The 18,718-nt window shown below is 49.6% G+C and carries 19 protein-coding genes; 7 read left to right on the top strand and 12 right to left on the bottom strand.

Going from position 1 to position 18,718, the window contains the following annotated elements; genetic code table 11:
• Nucleotides 1–3: 3 nt before the first annotated feature.
• Nucleotides 4–558: a peroxiredoxin gene (locus HHL17_RS14035; protein ID WP_169225326.1), complete on the bottom strand. Its 555-nt coding sequence runs from the start codon at nucleotides 556–558 to the stop codon at nucleotides 4–6.
• 274 nt (nucleotides 559–832) lie between these two features.
• On the opposite strand from HHL17_RS14035, the gene HHL17_RS33720 reads away from it, so the two are divergent.
• Nucleotides 833–958, top strand: a complete 126-nt coding sequence (locus tag HHL17_RS33720) for a hypothetical protein (protein WP_262488163.1) — start codon at nucleotides 833–835, stop codon at nucleotides 956–958.
• 25 nt (nucleotides 959–983) lie between these two features.
• Here the strand turns inward: HHL17_RS33720 and HHL17_RS14030 are convergent, their stop codons facing one another.
• The 7 genes from HHL17_RS14030 to HHL17_RS14000 all read right to left on the bottom strand — a co-directional run bounded on the left by HHL17_RS14030 (nucleotide 984) and on the right by HHL17_RS14000 (nucleotide 8,186).
• Nucleotides 984–1,889, bottom strand: a complete 906-nt coding sequence (locus HHL17_RS14030) for a serine hydrolase (RefSeq protein ID WP_169225325.1) — start codon at nucleotides 1,887–1,889, stop codon at nucleotides 984–986.
• Between the two features lie 147 nt (nucleotides 1,890–2,036).
• On the bottom strand, nucleotides 2,037–2,765 hold the full coding sequence (gene bshB1, locus HHL17_RS14025; protein WP_169225324.1) for a bacillithiol biosynthesis deacetylase BshB1: 729 nt from the start codon (nucleotides 2,763–2,765) through the stop codon (nucleotides 2,037–2,039).
• 48 nt (nucleotides 2,766–2,813) lie between these two features.
• Nucleotides 2,814–3,314 (bottom strand): hypothetical protein, encoded by a 501-nt coding sequence (locus HHL17_RS14020; RefSeq protein ID WP_169225323.1) that lies wholly within the window; start codon nucleotides 3,312–3,314, stop codon nucleotides 2,814–2,816.
• 18 nt (nucleotides 3,315–3,332) lie between these two features.
• Nucleotides 3,333–3,959: a DUF4294 domain-containing protein gene (locus tag HHL17_RS14015; protein WP_169225322.1), complete on the bottom strand. Its 627-nt coding sequence runs from the start codon at nucleotides 3,957–3,959 to the stop codon at nucleotides 3,333–3,335.
• Nucleotides 3,960–4,049: 90 nt separating this feature from the next.
• The gene (locus tag HHL17_RS14010) at nucleotides 4,050–5,051 is read right to left on the bottom strand and encodes an alpha/beta hydrolase (RefSeq protein WP_169225321.1); all 1,002 of its coding nucleotides are present in this window, start codon (nucleotides 5,049–5,051) and stop codon (nucleotides 4,050–4,052) included.
• 105 nt (nucleotides 5,052–5,156) lie between these two features.
• Nucleotides 5,157–7,685 (bottom strand): cytochrome c biogenesis protein CcsA, encoded by a 2,529-nt coding sequence (gene ccsA / locus HHL17_RS14005; protein ID WP_169225320.1) that lies wholly within the window; start codon nucleotides 7,683–7,685, stop codon nucleotides 5,157–5,159.
• Between the two features lie 102 nt (nucleotides 7,686–7,787).
• Complete coding sequence (locus tag HHL17_RS14000) at nucleotides 7,788–8,186, bottom strand: cytochrome c maturation protein CcmE domain-containing protein (protein WP_169225319.1); 399 nt, start codon at nucleotides 8,184–8,186, stop codon at nucleotides 7,788–7,790.
• 238 nt (nucleotides 8,187–8,424) lie between these two features.
• Between HHL17_RS14000 and HHL17_RS13995 the strand changes: the two genes are divergently transcribed.
• From HHL17_RS13995 to HHL17_RS13985, 3 genes are all read left to right on the top strand, one after another.
• Entirely contained in the window at nucleotides 8,425–9,468 is a 1,044-nt protein-coding gene (locus HHL17_RS13995) for an agmatinase family protein (RefSeq protein ID WP_169225318.1), read from the top strand.
• A gap of 4 nt (nucleotides 9,469–9,472) precedes the next feature.
• Nucleotides 9,473–10,060 carry a hypothetical protein gene (locus tag HHL17_RS13990; protein ID WP_169225317.1) on the top strand — a complete coding sequence of 196 codons (588 nt, stop codon included), beginning with the start codon at nucleotides 9,473–9,475 and terminating at the stop codon, nucleotides 10,058–10,060.
• Nucleotides 10,061–10,177: 117 nt separating this feature from the next.
• The gene (locus HHL17_RS13985; protein WP_169225316.1) at nucleotides 10,178–11,473 is read left to right on the top strand and encodes a radical SAM protein; all 1,296 of its coding nucleotides are present in this window, start codon (nucleotides 10,178–10,180) and stop codon (nucleotides 11,471–11,473) included.
• Here HHL17_RS13985 and HHL17_RS13980 read toward each other — a convergent pair.
• Nucleotides 11,470–12,399, bottom strand: coding sequence for an AraC family transcriptional regulator (locus HHL17_RS13980; protein ID WP_169225315.1), 930 nt, complete (start codon nucleotides 12,397–12,399; stop codon nucleotides 11,470–11,472). The genes HHL17_RS13985 and HHL17_RS13980 overlap by 4 nt on opposite strands.
• A 68-nt stretch (nucleotides 12,400–12,467) precedes the next feature.
• Nucleotides 12,468–13,697 (bottom strand): MFS transporter, encoded by a 1,230-nt coding sequence (locus tag HHL17_RS13975; protein WP_206155986.1) that lies wholly within the window; start codon nucleotides 13,695–13,697, stop codon nucleotides 12,468–12,470.
• A 140-nt stretch (nucleotides 13,698–13,837) separates the two neighbouring features.
• Between HHL17_RS13975 and HHL17_RS13970 the strand changes: the two genes are divergently transcribed.
• From HHL17_RS13970 to HHL17_RS13960, 3 genes are all read left to right on the top strand, one after another.
• On the top strand, nucleotides 13,838–14,734 hold the full coding sequence (locus HHL17_RS13970) for an energy transducer TonB (RefSeq protein WP_169225314.1): 897 nt from the start codon (nucleotides 13,838–13,840) through the stop codon (nucleotides 14,732–14,734).
• A 137-nt stretch (nucleotides 14,735–14,871) separates the two neighbouring features.
• A complete protein-coding gene (locus HHL17_RS13965; protein ID WP_169225313.1) occupies nucleotides 14,872–16,320 on the top strand; it encodes a DUF5723 family protein in 1,449 nt (482 codons plus the stop codon).
• A gap of 9 nt (nucleotides 16,321–16,329) precedes the next feature.
• Nucleotides 16,330–17,619 (top strand): bifunctional folylpolyglutamate synthase/dihydrofolate synthase, encoded by a 1,290-nt coding sequence (locus tag HHL17_RS13960; protein WP_169225312.1) that lies wholly within the window; start codon nucleotides 16,330–16,332, stop codon nucleotides 17,617–17,619.
• Here the strand turns inward: HHL17_RS13960 and HHL17_RS13955 are convergent, their stop codons facing one another.
• Nucleotides 17,620–18,171 carry an NUDIX hydrolase gene (locus HHL17_RS13955; protein ID WP_206155985.1) on the bottom strand — a complete coding sequence of 184 codons (552 nt, stop codon included), beginning with the start codon at nucleotides 18,169–18,171 and terminating at the stop codon, nucleotides 17,620–17,622.
• A 15-nt stretch (nucleotides 18,172–18,186) separates the two neighbouring features.
• Nucleotides 18,187–18,714, bottom strand: a complete 528-nt coding sequence (locus tag HHL17_RS13950; protein WP_169225311.1) for a YfiT family bacillithiol transferase — start codon at nucleotides 18,712–18,714, stop codon at nucleotides 18,187–18,189.
• Between the last annotated feature and the right edge of the window lie 4 nt (nucleotides 18,715–18,718).

Genomic DNA, 18,718 nt, shown 5'->3' with positions numbered 1-18,718 from the left:
AAATTAAACAGCCAGGGTAGCTTCGCCTTTGTTCCAGTTGCAAGGGCACAGCTCATCTGTCTGCAGTGCATCCAGTACACGCAGTACTTCTTTTACGTTACGGCCTACAGACAGGTCGTACAGGGACACCCAACGTACGATACCCTGAGGATCTACAATGTAAGTAGCACGGTAAGCCACCTTTTCGTTGGATTCCAGGATACCCAGTTCAGTAGCCAGGGATTTGGAAGTGTCAGCCAGCATTGGGAATTTCAGATCACGCAGATCTTCGTGGTCTCTTCTCCAGGCAGCGTGTACAAACTCGCTGTCAGTAGAAGCACCGATCAGTACCGCGTCACGGTCAGCGAAATCCTGGGAGTGTTTGTTGAATTCGGCGATTTCAGTAGGACAAACAAAAGTAAAATCCTTAGGCCACCAGAACATCACCATCCATTTGCCAGAAGCTTTCAGCTCTTCGGAAGACAGATCATAAAACTCTTTACCCTTTTCGATGGAAACAACAGACGTTTTTTTGAATTCGGGAAACTCAGACCCTACGGATAAAATAACATTTTTCATAATTCTATATCGATTTTTGATTTACAGACAAGGCATTGTATCAATTACCGGCGCAAAGATCACTTTACATTCATTATTAGTCAAATAGATTTTTAAAATGTGACATTGAGTTTGTCTATATATGTTCCTTTTAGCAGGCACAGGAAGGATATCCGCACCCGTTTTCCCTATAATCAAAAAAAATCTCCCGGACTTAACATTTTAATGCCATTTCTGTAACTTTTTGGCACGTTATTTAGTTATATAAGCAGAGATTTTTAAATTAAACAACAGCATGGAAATGAAAAAAAAATACGTATTACTGGTGATTATTACGATTGGACTAGCTTTGATTCCGTTTATTAAAAACAGCATCATCAAACAGGATGAATTTGACGCTACCAAAGATCTGTTCATCTAGTGTTTAGCCGGTCCCATTGTGCCGATCAATACCGCCCCAGACCGGGGTCAGGACTCCATTTGCTGTTTGGTTCGTAATGCTGCCATATTGCACCCCCTACTTTCCTTAACAGTTCCCAAGCCTCGTTATCCCGGTCCCAACGCTCATCTGCGTTGTTTTTTGTAATGATGCAATACACATAGTCGCCGTGCGGCGCATTTACCAGGACCACTTCAGACCTGGACGCGTCCACCGCCCCGTTTTTGGAGGCGGTACGGATATTCGGAGGCACCATCCGCAACCCTTCTGTATCCCAGAAATTACGGGTCAGGTTACGGTACATCCGCTCACTCGCCGCATGGCTGACAACTTCCCCCTTGTAAATCTGCGCCATCAGCGTGGCCATCTCCCGCGGAGTGGTTTGCCCCCAGCCATACATTTTCCAGTCCCCTGCCCTACCCGGCGTCCGGGAATTGACCCGCGTATGCGCAAAGCCATGCGCCTCCAGCCACGTATTGATCTGCGCCCCTCCCCCAGCCAGCGCCTGCAACCACAAACTGGCGGTATTGTCACTCATCGTCAGCATCAGCATCACCACCTTGTCCAGCGTCACCTGCTGGCTGTCACGGAAAGAACCGAGGATGTCATCTCCCGGGTACAACAGCGAATCGCGGTAGGTCAACAACTGACGGTACTGCAACGCCCCTTCCTGTAACTTGTTAAAAACACCCACCTGTATCGCCATTTTCACCATGCTGGCCGTGGGAAATACCGTATCGGCGTTTATAGCCACCGTACTGCCGGTTTTCAGGTGATGGACATATACGCCAGCCTGACCGCGGTGCGCCGCCAGCAATGGCGCCAGTTTGTCATACAACCGCTTGTCTGTCTGCTGCGCAGAGGCACGCTGCAATATGATAGCGAAAAAGAGGAAAAAGATGATCTTTTGCATATTTTGGTTGATTTGCCCCGAAGGGAATGAAACAATCAGCATATCCTGTCAATCCAATATAATACAAAACCCCGGGCACCACAAAGGCCCCGGGGCGGTATCTTTCCGGTCAGTGCCGGTCATGATTACGTATTGGCGTGACCGTTATCAGGTCACTTCATTGATCAGGTCTGCGAAATTGCGGATGCCGATCATTTTGGCAGACGTATAGCCTTCGGCGTAGTCCACTCCTACCATTTTACCCAGCATTTTGGCGCGGTAAACAACGCTGTCGAAGAAGCCGGAGCCGGAAATATAAGTCTGCGGCTCATTGTCTTTCGGGGCCAGGAACTGAGAGCTGAATGCCTTGATGGCGTCCAGTTTCTTCTCTATTACCGGCGTGATGTCCACTACAAAATCAGGCTCATGATAACGGTCCTGCAGGAAATGGAACACCTGTTTAGGGCGCCATGCCTGTTGCGCTACACCATCCACGGAAGTTTCTACTTTCCGCAGTCCTGCCAGGAAACAGCTGTCGGCAATCAGTTTACCGGCGCGGCCATGGTCCGGATGACGGTCATCCATCGCATTGGCCAGCACAATGTCAGGCTGGTATTTGCGGATGGCGGTGATGATCGCCATTTGTTCCATGGTGTCATTCCTGAAGAAGCCATCAGCCAGGCCGAGGTTTTCCCTTACTTCCAGTCCCATGATCTTAGCAGCGTCCTGCGCTTCTTTCTCCCGTAACGCAGGCGTGCCACGGGTTCCCAGTTCTCCACGGGTAAGGTCAACAACCCCTACTTTCATGCCTTGCTGCGCGTGTATCATTAATGTACCTGCACAACCCAGTTCCACATCGTCCGGGTGTACAGCGATGGCGAGTATATCCAGTTTCATGCTGTAAATAAATTGAGGTGCAAAGATGGGAAATAATTGTTTACCGCATCACTTTTCGGTGCTGACGATCAGCACACCAGCCTGCCGGTTTTTGATATGATAGCGTTCTTCCAACACTTTAGGGGAAACGATTTCCAGCGAAACAAAGGTTTTGTTGTCCAGCGTCATCAGGCGGGTTTCGTCTGTAGGCGTAATAAGGTGGTCATTGACGATGTATTGAAAGCTGCTGTCATTGCCATAACGGCGCAACAGGCTATCGTATGCCGGCGCAGCAGCGCTGAGCAGGCGACGCACCCTTTTACGGGCAAAGGGTTTGGTTTCCACATATACCACGCCGTTGGCAGCCTGGCTGCCATATTTCAGAATAGCTTTTTGTCCGTGTGCAATGGTGATCAGACCGATCTGGTCAGGGGGAAGGTTTTCCATCAGGGCGGGCGTTGCCAGTACACTGTCTATTACGTACACCGGCACATCAGTTTCTTCATTTTGTGCCACTGCGCCCAGCGTGGTCAACAACAGGCTGCATAACAATATCCGAGCTTTCTTCATATAGCTAAGATAGCCATATTAATTATAAGCACGGTACCGCTGGTACATTTCCAGCTCCTGGACAATGACTTCAATGTCTTTGTCTTCCTGTTTATCGTAGTCGCTTTTCAGGTTACCGCCAAAGAAGAATGCCACTGTTTGCCATACGCGGGCATTAAAACCGCCTTTGAGCTCTTTGATGATCTCGTAACAGTTCTGCCCCGTTTCGCGGTCAATCAGTTTCATGAGGACTTTACCCTGATATACGGAGAGGTTTTGCAGTTTATCCCCGAACTGTTCTTTCATTTCCTTTTCCTTGGAGGCCAGGAAAGCTTTACGCTCTCTTTTGGAAGACATGGTAGCGAGGCGGCTGTTCACATCTTTAAGGAGACGGGCAGCGGTGCGGGCGTATGGATAGGTAACGTATACTGCATTGCGCAAGCGGTTATAACGTTCTTTTTCTTTCCGCAGGGCTTTGGGCATTCGCTCCACCACATCGAAAATAGCCAGTGTGATCACCGGGATGGTATCACTCCCTACCACGACCGCATGCAGCGCCACGGTATCCACGCCATGTGGCGCCTGCGACTGTGCGCTGGCTTCCTGCCGGCAAAACAGGATGCCCAGGACCAGGATGGCGGATAAAAGGATTTTACGGCGATGCATACTTTTTTAACGATGCTAATGGGTAAATGTTACCACAAGTTAAAAAACATTTCAGATTAAATAACAACTAAAAAGGGCTTGAAAAACCGGTCAATGCACCGGCTTCATTTTCAATACGGAATCGGCAAACTGGTTAACAGCATTTGCCACAGCGGGCAGATCGTGGCCTGTCAGCCTGCTGCCCATCACATGAGCGCCTGCGCCTGGAATGGGCACTGCAGCCTTCAGGCTGTCGGGCGTGCCCAGCTCCTGCTCCATTTTAAGGATGGCGGATACACGAACGGTAGGGTCCTGGTGCAATTCATCTTTATAATAATACAGGTTCAATACCGGCTGATGTATCTTTTTAAAAGTAGCGGGCGTCATGGAGGTTTCCAGCAGATTTTGCAGTTGCACGACGGCTTCAAGGCGGTACTTGTTGTTCCAATACTGCGCCCTGACGGCATTGGTATCGCTGGACTCCTTGTATTTGCCTCCTTTCACGAGCCGGGCCAGCTGCAGCCCCCAGGGATCGTTGGCCAGAAAGGCCAGGTCATCGTTGATGGCAATATTAGGCGACATATTAATCACGGCATATACGTCCTGCGGATAGGTGGCGGCCAGCTTCAGGGCCAGGGTGCCGCCGGTGGAAGTGCCCATGAGGATTACCTTCCGGCCCAATGCCTTTCCTATTTGCAAAGCCTCTTTGGCATCCTGCCACAGCCCGTCGGCCGTCATGGTAAGCAGCGCATCTGAAGTATCGATGCCGTGGCCGTCCAACCGGCTGAGGTACAGATTACAGCCATAACGTTTGGCAAAGTCGCGGTGGATAGGGTCACCTTCTTCCTGACTGGCGGAAAAACCATGCAGGTACACCACCGCATAAGGCGTAGTATGAAAAGGTGAATCAGCCCACACGATCCGGGCTTCATTGTTGGGCTTCAGCCGGTGAGTGGCTTCCTTGTCGTAGATGTATTGTTCCAATGCGCGGCCTTCCTGCGGTACCGCCGGCAGGGCGAGTGAATACACCGGAGCGGCGGGATGCGGGCCCACGAGGAATAATACGGCCAATAAGGCGATAAGGAGCAACGATATGCGCAGCGATCGCTTCATAGCGGGATGAATTGATTTAAATGACCAGGGGACCTGAATTACCTGAAAATCTACGTAAAATTTTCAAGCAATCCGGATCCCCTTTATTAACTAATCAAAAAATCCTTAAATATTTACCGGTGTTTTCTTTGTTGACGCATTGGCGTTTTTCTCTGTTCTCCTGGTACGTTGTACGATGCTCATACCGGTACCTACGATCGTGATGATAACACCCAGCCACAACACATTGATATATGGGAATACCAGCGCTTTCATGACTACATAGTCGCTGAAACCGGCCGCCTCTTTCACTTTCAGCTCAATTTTATTTTCCGCGGGCATGATCTTCGTAAAGCGAACGCTCAGGTTCAGCGGTGCCAGGGTGTCTTCCACGCTGTACTGATAGCTGCTGTCGCGGATGAAATAAATTGGTTGCAGGTTAAAGTGGTCATCTGTCTGCGTATGCACTTCCAGTTTAGCGCCTACTGCCAGGTCATTTTTCTCTGCGATGTAGTTTTTGTTTTTAGGCGCCGGCTCTAATGCTTTCAGCACCATGAAACCTTTAGAGAAGAAAATGGAGTCGCCTACTTTTATCTCATGTGCCACATAAGCCGTCGTGTCCGCAGTGGCAGCTTCCGCTTTGTTAGGCGCAGCAGACACATAGGTGAAGATATCTCTTGTGAAATAATGTTTGGATGCCGGGTTAGATGACAGTGCATTTTCCTTACGGTTTACAAACGCATCGGGATAGAGGGTAAATCTTTCCTTCACTTCGCCGGTGGTTTTGTCTTTGCGCTCATAGTGCATCACATAGTAGGTTTTAGGATCTCCTGTTGCGGTGGAGTCACCTACATAGGTAACGTGATAGTCGCCCATCTGCACCTGCACGTCTTTCGGCAGCATAATGTTCTCACGCGGGTTCTGTTTACTTTCCTTACGGAAGAAGCCATCGTTGAGCATCTTCATTCTGTCGATGGAGATCACTTCCATTTTGGAAGAAGAGATCAATGCACCCAGCAGCACCATGCCGAAGCCGATGTGCGCTACAGAGGCGCCGGCATTTTTCAGTTTGCCTTTGAGGCCACTGAAGATATAGGTAAAGTTGCCGGCAATCGCATAGATGCTGGCGAACAGCATGATATAAATAGCGGTGAGGAAGCCTGCACCGTAGTTATCGTAAGTGATAGGGCCTTTCCAGGCGATCAGGGCTGTGAATACTATCGCCAGTGCTGTAGGCACCCAGATTTTGCGGGTAAAGAAACCTTTAGGGGTGTCTTTGTATTTCAGGAACTGCACCACGGCGGTGAGTACGCCCAGTACGATGGCGATCCAGATCTGGATTTTATTGTAATGGAACATCACATCTGATGGCGGCGCGATATCATCCATTTTGAACAGTCCTTTCAGCCCGGTTAAAGACAACAGCTTGTTCCATACCGGGATGGAAGTGGTAAATGTGATCTGGATAGCAGCGATCAGCAGGATCAGTGAGCCAACGAACAGCCAGAATTCACGGGAGTAGGTGCTTTCCTCTTTGTTGTTGCCTGGTATTTCTTTTCTCCGCGCAATCAGCAGGAAGATGGAAGGCACGGTGAACACCAGCATACTGAACAGCAACTGGGCTGTCATACCCATATCAGTGAAGGAGTGCACGGAAGTATCTCCCAGTACGCCACTTTTTGTGAGGAAGGAGGAGTACAGGATAAGCACGTAGGATATGAAGAAGAAAAAGACAGTCGATTTCAGCGCATGGCCGGTGTGTTTATAAGCCAGGAGCGTATGCAAGCCCGCCACCATCGTCAGCCAGGGCACCAGGGAAGCGTTTTCCACCGGGTCCCATGCCCAGTAACCGCCGAAGTTAAGCGACTCATATGCCCAGGCGGCACCCATCATGATACCGGTGCCCAGCAGCGCCACCGCGAAGAGGGTCCAGGGCAGCACGGGTTTTACCCAGCCGGTATAATCGCGGGTCCAGAGGCCGGCGAAAGCGAAGGCAAACGGGATGATCATGGAAGCAAAGCCCAGGAACAGTACAGGCGGGTGGATCACCATCCAGTAGTTCTGCAGCGTGACGTTGAGCCCATTACCATCATGAATATGCTGCATATAGTTAGCCTCCTGGAAGATAGGCGCAGCCTGATTTTCAGGGGCATGTCTGAGCAACATGAACGGATTGCTGCCCACTTTATAGCCCAGGACGAAGATACCGAGCAACATGCTCGCCATGATCAACTGTGCGAGGGAGAATACCGTCATGACCGGCGCCTCCAGGTTTTTGGAAGTGCGGATCAGGATGATACCGAGAATGCTGTTCCAGATACTCCAGAGCAGGAAGCTGCCTTCCTGGTCAGACCAGAGGCTGGAGAACAGGTATTGTGTAGGCAGGTCGCGGGAAGTATTGCGCCAGGCGTATTTATATTCAAAGTAGTGATTGGAAAGAATATAGAAAAGGCAACTGAATACGGTGATCACGGCAGCTGACTGTATCACAAATGACCAGCGGGCCAGCTTTTTCCATGAATCACGTACCAGCGGCTCTTTGACTTTAACAGCGTTATAATAAGAGATCGTCGCTACCAATGATGCTACAAATGCCAGAATGGCGAAGAAATGGCCCAGTTGGCCCGGCAATAAGTGTTCCCCTTCAAATTTCATGAGAAATGATATATAGATTGAAGAATTTAAATATTTTATTATCTAACTATTTCTTATTGAAAATCAATAGCTAAATGACAAAATGTTTAAATCTGAAAATTTTTAAAGCTGTTTGTTGCTCACTACAACCTGATCGTCTTTGTATTTAGACGGGCATTTCATGAGAATTTTGCTGCAATGGAACTCATTTCCATTCATTTTTCCGGTGAGGACCACGGATTCCGCTTTTTCAAAATCTGTAGGTTTGGCGCCGTAGAAAACGACTTTGCGGGTTTCGCCTGTTTTATCGTGTACGTAGAAGCTGAATAAGTTAGCATCCTTTATAGGATCGTAATGCATCGCCTGCAGGGTGTCCAGCTTACCGATCACATGGAACTCTTTCCCCTCTTTCTCGCGCGCTGTGGCAAAAGTCTCATAGGTACTAAAATCGCCTACCATGGTTACAATCACACCTATTGCAACCGCAATGACCACCAGCAGAATAATATTTGTTTTTTTCATATGAAAATTATCTTCCCTATTGTTGTGACACAGGTTGTAAAATCCGCTACCAGCAACGATTCTCCGTTTATCTTACCCTACCTGCATTTATCTCTTTCCAATTCACGGGGCAAAATTAACGCAAAATGACCGTCTTCCGACAAAATTTATATAAAAGGCAATTCTTTTTATGGGAAGGAAGGCTGTAAGTAAACATAATCCTATCTTTGCGCGGAATTTTGAAAAGTAAGATTATATCATGGCTGATTTATCTCAATTTGACCCTAACTCGGTGGGGCTGTTGTCCAACAACGTTTTTGGTTTGCCTTTTTCTGAAGAAGAGGCCAGGCTGGTATTGTTGCCAGTACCCTGGGAAGTGACCGTATCTTATAGTAATGGTACAGCACGCGGACCGGAACGTATTTTCAGGGCTTCCTTCCAGGTTGACCTGTACGATGCCGATGTAAAGGATGGCTGGAAACAGGGCTTTTTCATGCGTGAACCAGACAAACACCTGCTGCTGCGCAGTGATTACCTGCGCAAGGAAGCGGAACTGTACCTGAAATTCCTGACCGAAGGCGGAGATATCTCTGAAAATGAATTCCTGAAGAAAACGCTGGTAGATGTCAACAATGGTACCCGCGCCATGAACGAGTGGGTATACAACCAGACCAAACAGCTGCTGGGAAAAGGTAAGCTGGTAGGTCTGCTTGGTGGCGACCACAGCACCCCGCTGGGCTTCTTCAAAGCCATCGGCGAACATAAAGGCGATTTTGGCATCCTTCAGATAGATGCCCACTGCGATCTGCGTGACGGCTACGAAGGCTTCCATTACTCCCACGCTTCCATCATGTACAATGCACTGGCGGAAGTGCCGCAACTGACTAAACTGGTACAGGTGGGCATCCGTGACTACTGTGAGGAAGAAGTGGATTATATCAACGCCAGCAATGGCCGTGTGGTGACTTTCTTCGACAAACAGATCAAAGAACGCCAGTTTGAAGGAGAAACCTGGAAATCCATCTGCGACAGCATTGTAGAAACGCTGCCACAGCAGGTGTACATCAGTTTCGATATCGATGGCCTTGACCCTAAACTGTGCCCGCACACCGGTACACCGGTAGCCGGCGGTTTTGAGGCAGAGCAGGTATATTATCTTTTCAAACGCTTGCTGGCCAGCGGCCGTCAGCTGATTGGCTTTGACCTCAACGAGGTGAGCGCTTCTCATGACGACTGGGACGCAAACGTAGGTGCACGCGTACTGTTCAAACTCTGTAACCTGCTGGTTAGCGCTAATTCATAAGCTTATGTATAGTTTGCGTATCCTGCAGCCGGCAACATCCAGCAGGCTCCGGCTATTGCCGGTCATGCATGGCCTGGTAGGCATCCTGTTCCTCTTCGATGCCATTGGCAGTTATAGAGGAGCGCAGCCCAACTGGTTGCTGGTAGGCTTCTTTATGGCCGTGGGACTTCTTTCCCTTGCCTTCCCGTTTATCGTGAAGCGCACGCGGAAATTCAGTGAAACCAACAGTATCGCCAGGCTTATACAGGCATTCATCTGCGGAAGCGGCAGCCTGTATTTTCTGGGACATCAGCAGCCCATTACCGGTCTGCTGATGTTCGTGGTAGGCATTGGTATAGCCTACATCGGCTGGATGGAATACAAAATCTTCCAGCCAGTATATGTAAAGATGGACAATACCGGCATCACACTGCCTACTACGTTCTCTGAGAAACGCATTGGCTGGAACGAGCTGAATAATGTAATTTTGCGTAATGACCTGTTCACCATGGATTTCAAATCCAACAAGATCATCCAGCTGGAAGTGTTGGATGAACCCGGACAGGAACAACGTGAAAAAATGAACGGATTTTTCCGTGAAAGACTTAAATAGATTTTGCTATTTTTTTATTTGGATATTTTATCATTGAGTGGCTGATTAGCACTGGCTTAACAACAAACGGCGATAGAATATCTAAATAGCAAAATAGTAAAATGAATAAATAAATTTATGCTGAAACAAACACCTTACATATTATACTCCGACGGGAAAGGAAACATCTTTGAAGACACCTCTATGGAGGTGGTAGGCCGTAGTGGCTGGGATGCTTTCCCCGTTGATCCTGAAGAATGGATCGAGCTTCCTGAAGGCGGTAATCTGTATGAACTGCCCGGCCGCCGTGGTATCGGTATAGACGTTGCTACCGGCGAAATGGGCCTGTGTGACAAAGGTTGGGCCGTAGCGGCGTTTATTCCGCCTGCCCATACCGGTTTTTACCTCGCAGCGTATGAAACCATGCCTGACGCTCCTACCCTGCCACTGTTTTGTTACACCGCAGTAGGTTGGCTCGATGGCAAGTTCTATGTGCCCGCCACCCGTATCGAAGCCGATATCCGCCAGGAATGCGCCGGCTTTGATGCCAAAAAAGTAAAACAAGGCGTTAAACAGCTGATAGAAGCTTATCCGCATAACAGGCTGGTGAAGCACCTGGCAGAAAACTGCGCCCTTACTTACGAATGTCCTGCCGCCCGTAACTATTTTATGGGAAGATGGGAATGCCCGATTCCTTCCTCTCCGGCCTGTAACGCTAACTGCGTAGGTTGTATCTCCTTCCAGCCGGAAGACGAGACCATCGTATCTACACAGGACCGCCTCCGCTTCAAGCCTACCGCGGAAGAAATCGTGGAATTTACCGTACCCCATCTGGAAACAGCCCCTTACCCGATCGTGAGCTTCGGCCAGGGTTGCGAAGGCGAACCGCTGCTGATGTGGGAAACCATCCGTGAGTCCATCATTGAGATACGCAAGCATACGCCTAAAGGCAGTATCAATATCAACACCAACGGCAGTAAACCCGATGCTGTACGTGCCCTCTGTGAAGCGGGCCTCAACAGTATCCGTGTGAGCCTCAATTCCGCCCAGGAAAAGTATTACACACCGTATTACCGTCCCAATAACTATGCATTTGAGGATATCATCGAAAGCCTGAAAGTGGTGCGGGAATTTAACGGATGGACTTCTATCAACTATTTTGTTTTTCCGGGGATGACCGACACAGAAGAGGAATATGAAGCCCTGCGTAAACTGATCCGGGAAACCGGCCTGAACATGATCCAGTGGCGTAATTTCAATATTGATCCTGACTGGTACCTGGGCAAACTGGGCATTACGGACCCCGGCCCTTGCATGGGCATTAAGCAGTTACAGGAAATGATACAGGAAGAATTTCCGGACCTGAAGTTTGGTTATTTCAACCCACCCATGGAACGTATCAAAGGCGATTACATGGCAGATTTCGCTCACTAAAGCGCTACTTCCTCCCACTCACTGATAAAGCCGCTCCTTTGCGCGTTCTCTTGCCCGAAACGGTATTGACGCGCATAGGCAGACGGTGACATGCCTGTCACTTTCCGGAATACCCGGTTGAAAGTGATGGGATTGTTGTACCCCGTAGCATATGCCACTGAGGCTATACTCTCCGCATCGCCATTGATGATTTTCTTGCAGGCCGCATTGATACGGATTTCGTTGAGGAATTCGAGGTAAGTTTTACGGGTATGTTTCTTGAAGTACTTGCAGAAAGCGTAGGTGGTCAGATGTGCCACCGAAGCGATTCTGGCCAGAGAAATGTTTTCCGCGTAATGCTCCAGCGTATACTGGTAAATATCATTCATCCGCAGCCCTTCCGATTCGCTGTAGGCATGACGCAGGAAGCCGGTGGACAACGATTTCCAGTCCTTCACCTGGCGGGAGAAATAAGTCAGCAGCGACATAAAGGCAAACAGCCTTTCCGCCCCGGTGAGCTTACAGAGCCGCATGATTTCCACGGCAGTTTTCTCCTCATAAACCGCCGGCAGTTGCAGGCTGGAACGGGTCAGTTGCAGGAACTTACGGACAGACTCCAGCTCCGGCAATGCCAGCATGCCTTTCAGCGCATTATCATGATCGAAGAAAATATGGATAGCGTGGATGTTCTTTTCTTTCAGGTTTTCAAAGTAGCGGGCATCGCCTTTGAACATATGCGGCTGGTTGGCGCCGATCACGTAAATATCGCCGGCTTTGAACGGCTGCGTGTAACTGCCCGCAATCAGGGTACCCTCCCCTTTGATGATGAGGGTAAGCTGCGCCTCTTTATGACGGTGCAGGTAATTGTAGAAATAAGGAAGTATGTCCTCCTGGATGACCACAGACCCTTCCTCAGCTACCGGAACAGTAAATTGAATTACTTTCATTTACCAATTTTACTCCTTTTTGGGCAAAATTAGTCATTCCCGGACAATATCCGCTAAGTCTTGAACAATTACGCTGCTACCATTTGTTCTGCCCGTGCCCGCTTCCGTTGCAGCCACCGGAACCCTAAAGCCGAGAGGATACAGCCTCCTGCGGTAATAGCCCACCAATAGGTAAAGCCTACGTGCTGCACAACAAAAGCCCCGCTGGTAGGTGACACTACCGTAGCCAGGGAATAAGAAATCGTATAAAGAGCAGCATATTGCCCACGGTTGTGGTCCTGGCTGCGGCTAATCCAGAAGCTGTTCATAAAAGGCAGACAGAGCATCTCCCCAAAAGTGACTACTATCATAAACACCGCGGCTATACCCCATACCGGTGGCAGCACACAGAGCAACAGGTAGGCTAAACACACCATCATGGCGCCCCTGGAGACATATGACAGGTTGGGCAGTTTACCATCCAGATGATGTATCATCACCATCTCCACCATCACGATCAACAGGCCGTTGAGGGACATATTGAGCCCGATGGCCCATTCTTCCATGTGTATCACCTCTTTGAAATAAAGCGGCACCATACTGGAAAACTGAAAGAGGCAGATGGCGTTGATCATTCCGAATAACAGGAACCAGAGATACAGGCTGTCCTGCCATACCCTCTCCGTTTTTCCTGTAGCAGCCGCTTTTTCCGGTTTAGCCGGCGCCGGCACCGGCGGCAGGAAAATACGCATCAGCAAGGCCGCCACGATGCAGGTGCCACCATCCACCCAGAACAGCCATTGGTAACTGATGCTGGCCAATATCCCTCCCAGGGCCGGCCCTACCGACCATCCAAGGTTGACCGCCAGGCGGTTGAGCGAATAAGAGCGGGTGCGGTTCTGCGGCGCGCTGTAGGCGGCAATAGCGATGCTGTTGGCCGGGCGGAAAGCATCTCCCACGGAACTTAACACAAATACGCACAGGCATATCTGCGGAAAGGTGCGCATTTGTCCCAATAAAATGAGCAATAAACCGTTAGAAAGGAGGCTCCAGAACTGTACCTGGTAAAAGCCGATACGGTCAGACAGCCAACCGCCCAACATAGCGCCTACAATAGCGCCGCTACCGAAACAGGCCATGACCAGTCCGGCCTGAGCGATGGAAAAATGCAGATGAGCCGTCAAATATACTGTCAGGAAGGGAACCACCATAGCGCCGCTGCGGTTGATCAGCAACACCAGTGACAGCCACCAGGTAGCCGGAGAAAGTCCCGTATAGGCGTTCTGGTAAAGACGGATAGTTTGTTTGAGCAAATTCATACAACAGCCGCAAAATAAAATGCAACAATTAGGATTAACAGCATAGTTTTTGCAAAGATGATAAATTCAGATCGCTGTATCTATATTTTTTTTCATTCAAAAGTTTAACTTTGACGCTTACTGGCGCTTAATCAGCTATCATGGAGGAAAACAACCGTAAAAAAAATATTCAGGCATTAGGAGTAACGATCGGCGTACATGCGCTGCTGTTAGTAGCACTGGTATTTGCCGGTTTCTCGGCGCCACCGCCCCTGCCCGACCAGGACCTGGGGATGGAAGTAAACCTCGGTACCTCCGATGACGGGATGGGCGATGAGCAGCCACTCAACCCCAATCCTCCCAGCGCAGCAACGTCCACTCCTGCTCCCGCGGAAAGTGAACAACCCGCTGCCACTGAAAAAGATAACAGCGCCCCGCAGGAAGTAGCCACACAGGATGATGAAGAAGCACCGGAAATAAAAAAACCGGAGAAGCCAGTGGAAAAACCAAAGGAACTGCCTAAAAAGCTGGAACCCAAGCCGGTGACCAAACCGGTGAAGAAGCCGGCAGCAGAGCCCAAACCAACTCCTCCTGCACCCAAACCCCAACCTAAAGCGGTTTATTCCGGCGGCACCAGCACTAATGCCAACAGTGGCAATGGCGCACAGGGCTCCAATAACTCCACGGGCGAGGGCAATACCGGTAAACCCGGTGACAGAGGCCAGCTCAATGGCGACCCTAACGCCAAAGGCTACACGGGCGGAGGCCTCGGTGGCGGACGCTCCGATTTCCGCCTCAATGGACGTAATCTTATCAGCCGGCCGAGCGTTACCTACGACGGCACCGAGTCCGGCTACATAGCTGTCAATATCAAAGTAGACCAGAAAGGAAATGTGATCGCGGCCACCTTCAGCATGAAAGGGTCTACCCTCAGCAATCCGCAACTGATAGACATTGCGCGGAAAGCTGCGCTCAACGGTCAGTTAAAATACAATGCCAATCCGGACGCGCCTGAAGTGCAGTTCGGTACTATCCGCTTTTATTTTAAAGCAGAATAGCCAACATTTTGTGATTTTTTGATGGAAGGATTTTTTGATTGGAAGTGAGGAGATCAAAAAATGTCCTTTTTATATCCTATGCTATCAAAAGTGGATCATAAATCTTTTTGAGAAACCCGTTTTTTTATTCGCCAACGATGAGAATGCACCGAATCCTGTTCAGCACTATGTTATTTTTATGGCCGGCCTATGCCGCCATGGCCCAATCATTTCCCGGTTACAATACCAGCAACTATGCCGGTATTTATGGTGTACTCTCCAACCCCGCCAGCGCAGCAGGGTATCGTTACAAGTGGGACGTAAACATCATCGGCGCCGATGTCAAAGGGGGCAACACGTATGTGAAAGTGCCTAAATCCGTCCTGTTAAATCCTCCTCCGAGCAACAAATGGGTGCGTAACCAGGATTATTTCCTGGACAGCACCGCCAACCGCAAGCAGAACGGATGGGGAATGGCCGAAATCGTCATGCCTTCTGTATTATATACAATAGACGAAAAACAATCCGTTTCCTTCGTGTGGCGGGTGCGCGCCAGTGCCAGCGGAGGGAACCTTACCACTCCACTCGCCAATTTCTTCGGACACGATTTTCCCAACCTGCAATACCGCGGTAAAAATCTGACCCTCGAAAAAGTAGGCGCTGGCATGCACGCCTGGAATGAGCTGGGCTTCAGCTATGCCCGCACCATTCATGAAGGATACACCAGCCGTTGGAAAGCCGGCGTTACTGTAAAACTGCTAAGTGGTATAGCAGCGGGTTATGCACAGGCTGCCGATGTTAATTTTGTACTCAATGCCAAACGCAATGCAGACATCACCAGTGGTACGCTCCGTTATGCCTACAGCGAAGAACTGGACCATTGGCAAAAACCGTATACCCGTAACCTGCAGCTCTTTCATAACAACGGCGTAGGCTTTGACCTTGGCGTTATTTATGAATACCGCCCCGACAACGGCGGCTTCGGTAAGTTTGAAGGCACCGACGCCGATGAATATAAATTCCGCCTTGGCCTGTCTATCAACGACATCGGCCGGATTAAATATCAAAAGGGCGCCTATAACACTGATCTCGATCTCCAGAAAGAAAATATCAACCCGAACGATATCACTTACAAAGACAAAGAAAGCCTGAAACAATACTCCCGTCGGTTGAACCGCTATTTCACGCCTATCCGCAATGATGACAGCAGCTTTGTGATGGTTTTACCCGCCTCTCTCAACCTGATGGCCGACTATAACATCGACAGCCGTTTCTTTGTCAGCGCCAATGCCGTCATTGCACTGAATGCGGGAAAAAACGGACTGGCCAGAACATATGCCATGACCCAGTTGTTAATTACACCACGCTACGAAACCGAGCTGTTTGGTGCCTATATGCCGTTTGTCATTAACCACAACGGGCAGGCCGATGTTGGGGCTGGCTTCCGTATCGGTCCGTTGGTAGTGGGTTCCTACAGTCTTTTTACCACGCTTTTCCAACAACGCATCAACCATTCAGATGCTTTCGTAGCTTTGCGGCTCAATCCGGGCATGCTGGGTAAACGCGATAAAAGCAAAGGCCAGCTGGGATGTCCGGTAAATTATTAATTTACCTTTATGAACGCATATCAGGAAGCACTGGATTATCTCTACGCACAGCTGCCCATGTTTACGAAAGTAGGGGCCAGTGCTTATAAGACAGACCTGCACAATACGGTCGCTCTATTACAACAGCTCAACAATCCGCAGCATACCTTCAAAACCATACACGTTGCCGGTACTAACGGTAAAGGCTCTACCAGTCATATGCTGGCGGCCATCCTGCAACAGGCAGGCTACAAGACCGGCTTGTACACCTCCCCGCACCTGCTGGACTTCCGGGAACGTATCCGTATTAACGGGCAGGTAGCTTCGGAAGACTTTGTGGTGGACTTCACCAATAATATGCGGCCGTTCATTGAAACCATTGCGCCTTCTTTTTTTGAGTTGACCGTAGCCATGGCCTTTCAATATTTTTCGCAGGAAAAAGTGGACATCGCTATTATAGAAGTGGGACTGGGCGGCCGGTTGGACAGTACGAATGTGATCACGCCGGAACTGTCTGTCATTACCAATATCAGCTTTGACCATAAAAATATTCTGGGAGATACTCTTTTCCTGATTGCCTCCGAGAAAGCCGGCATCATCAAACCCGGTGTGCCGGTGGTGATCAGCGAAACGCAATCTGAAATCAAGTGGGTATTCCGTGACAAAGCGGTTGAAACCGGCTCCCCTATTCATTTTGCAGACCAGGAATGGATGGTGGACGGCATCCTTATTAAAGACAACCATCTCAACCTAATGGTATTGGACACACAAAAAGGCATCATGTATGACTTCAGGCTGGACCTTAGTGGGCAATACCAGGAGAAAAATGTGATGGGCGTTTTGTCGGCCGTCAAAATATTGCAGCAGCAGGGCTGGCATATTACGTGGGACCATGTATCAGCCGCCTTATCGCATGTACGCAAGCTGACCGGGCTGCGGGGGCGCTGGGAAGTAGTGAGCGATCATCCGCTCACGGTGATGGACGTAGGCCATAATGAAGCCGGCATCAAAGAGGTAGTGCAGCAACTGGAGCATGTCAACTACCAGCAGCTGCATATTGTCACCGGTTTTGTAAAAGATAAAGAGGTAGACAATGTGCTGCCGCTTTTCCCGTCCACGGCCACTTATTATTTCTGCAGGGCACAAATACCCCGGGCCATGGACGAAGTAGCGCTGGCTGAAATGGGCGCCCGGCATGGGTTGCAGGGCAGGGCTTACGAGTCGGTGCAAGCCGCATTGCAGGCAGCCCGCCAGCATGCCAAACCGGAAGATATGATCCTGGTATGTGGCAGCTTCTTTATTGTGGCAGAAGCGATGTAATTATTTCATTTCCATACATCCCATGTGCATCAGTGCGTACACGAGGCCGGTCACATGCAGGCTATGAACAATTTTATTGTCCAGTATCAGCTGTTGCACATCGGGAACAGACATCAGCACCACTTCAATTTCCTCGTGGTGGTCCAGCTGTTGTTCTTTCACTTTACGGCCGCCGGTAGCGAGGAACATATGTGTGTAGTTGTTGCTGGAGGCCGTATTGGCAGCCACTTTCCCCAGTGATATCAATTCTTTGAATTCATAGCCGGTTTCTTCCAGCAGTTCACGTTCCATGGCAAATTCCGGCGAAGGGTCTGTTTTATCCATGGTACCGCCGGGAATTTCGAGCAGTGTTTGACCGATACCCTGACGGTATTGGCGGATCATGATCACCTGACCGTCTTCTGTGATGGCCACAGCATTTACCCAATCGTTATATTCCAGTACATAGTAAGGTTCAACAATTGTTCCTTGCGGCGTAATGCATTTGTCTTTGCGTGCGGTTAACCAATCGTCTTTGAAGAGATATTCAGACGACAGCAGTTTCCAATCCATATTCATAATAATACTTTACCAGTTCATGCGTTCCTTCAGTCCCTGGATATGGCCAAGGTGGTGCTTTCCGTGCCAGGCGTAGTTAGCGGCCATGGTTTTCAGGTTAAAGCGCCGGCCATGTTCCGGGTGAATGAAAGAACGTTCCCATTGTTCGGGTGTCAGGCGGTCCATCAGGTTGGCCCAACGGGTGTGCAGGGCATGCAGCAGTGTGATCGACACGTTGATGGGTGTGTTTTTCACATCTTCCAGTTCAGCCCAGGCAGCTTCATCGTATGGTTTAATAATAGGTTTTTCTTCCGTCAGCGCCATTTTCATGCGGGTAATGGCGTTGATATGGCTGTCTGCCAGATGATGTACCACCTGTTGAATATTCCATCCGCCGGGCCGGTAGGGCTTCTGCAGCTGGAAAGCGTCCAGGCTTTGCACGGCCATTTCCACCAGGGTGGGCAGGTCGCGGATATCATTGACATATTCCCGCAACATGGCGGGGCTATAATCCGGCAGCGGTTCAAAACGACCGATAGGATATTGTAATGCTTCCATAAGC

Source organism: Chitinophaga fulva (assembly GCF_012927205.1).
Lineage (GTDB): Bacteria > Bacteroidota > Bacteroidia > Chitinophagales > Chitinophagaceae > Chitinophaga > Chitinophaga fulva.
Note: the sequence above shows the minus strand (reverse complement) of the source record. Positions and strands in the feature narration are given on the sequence as shown.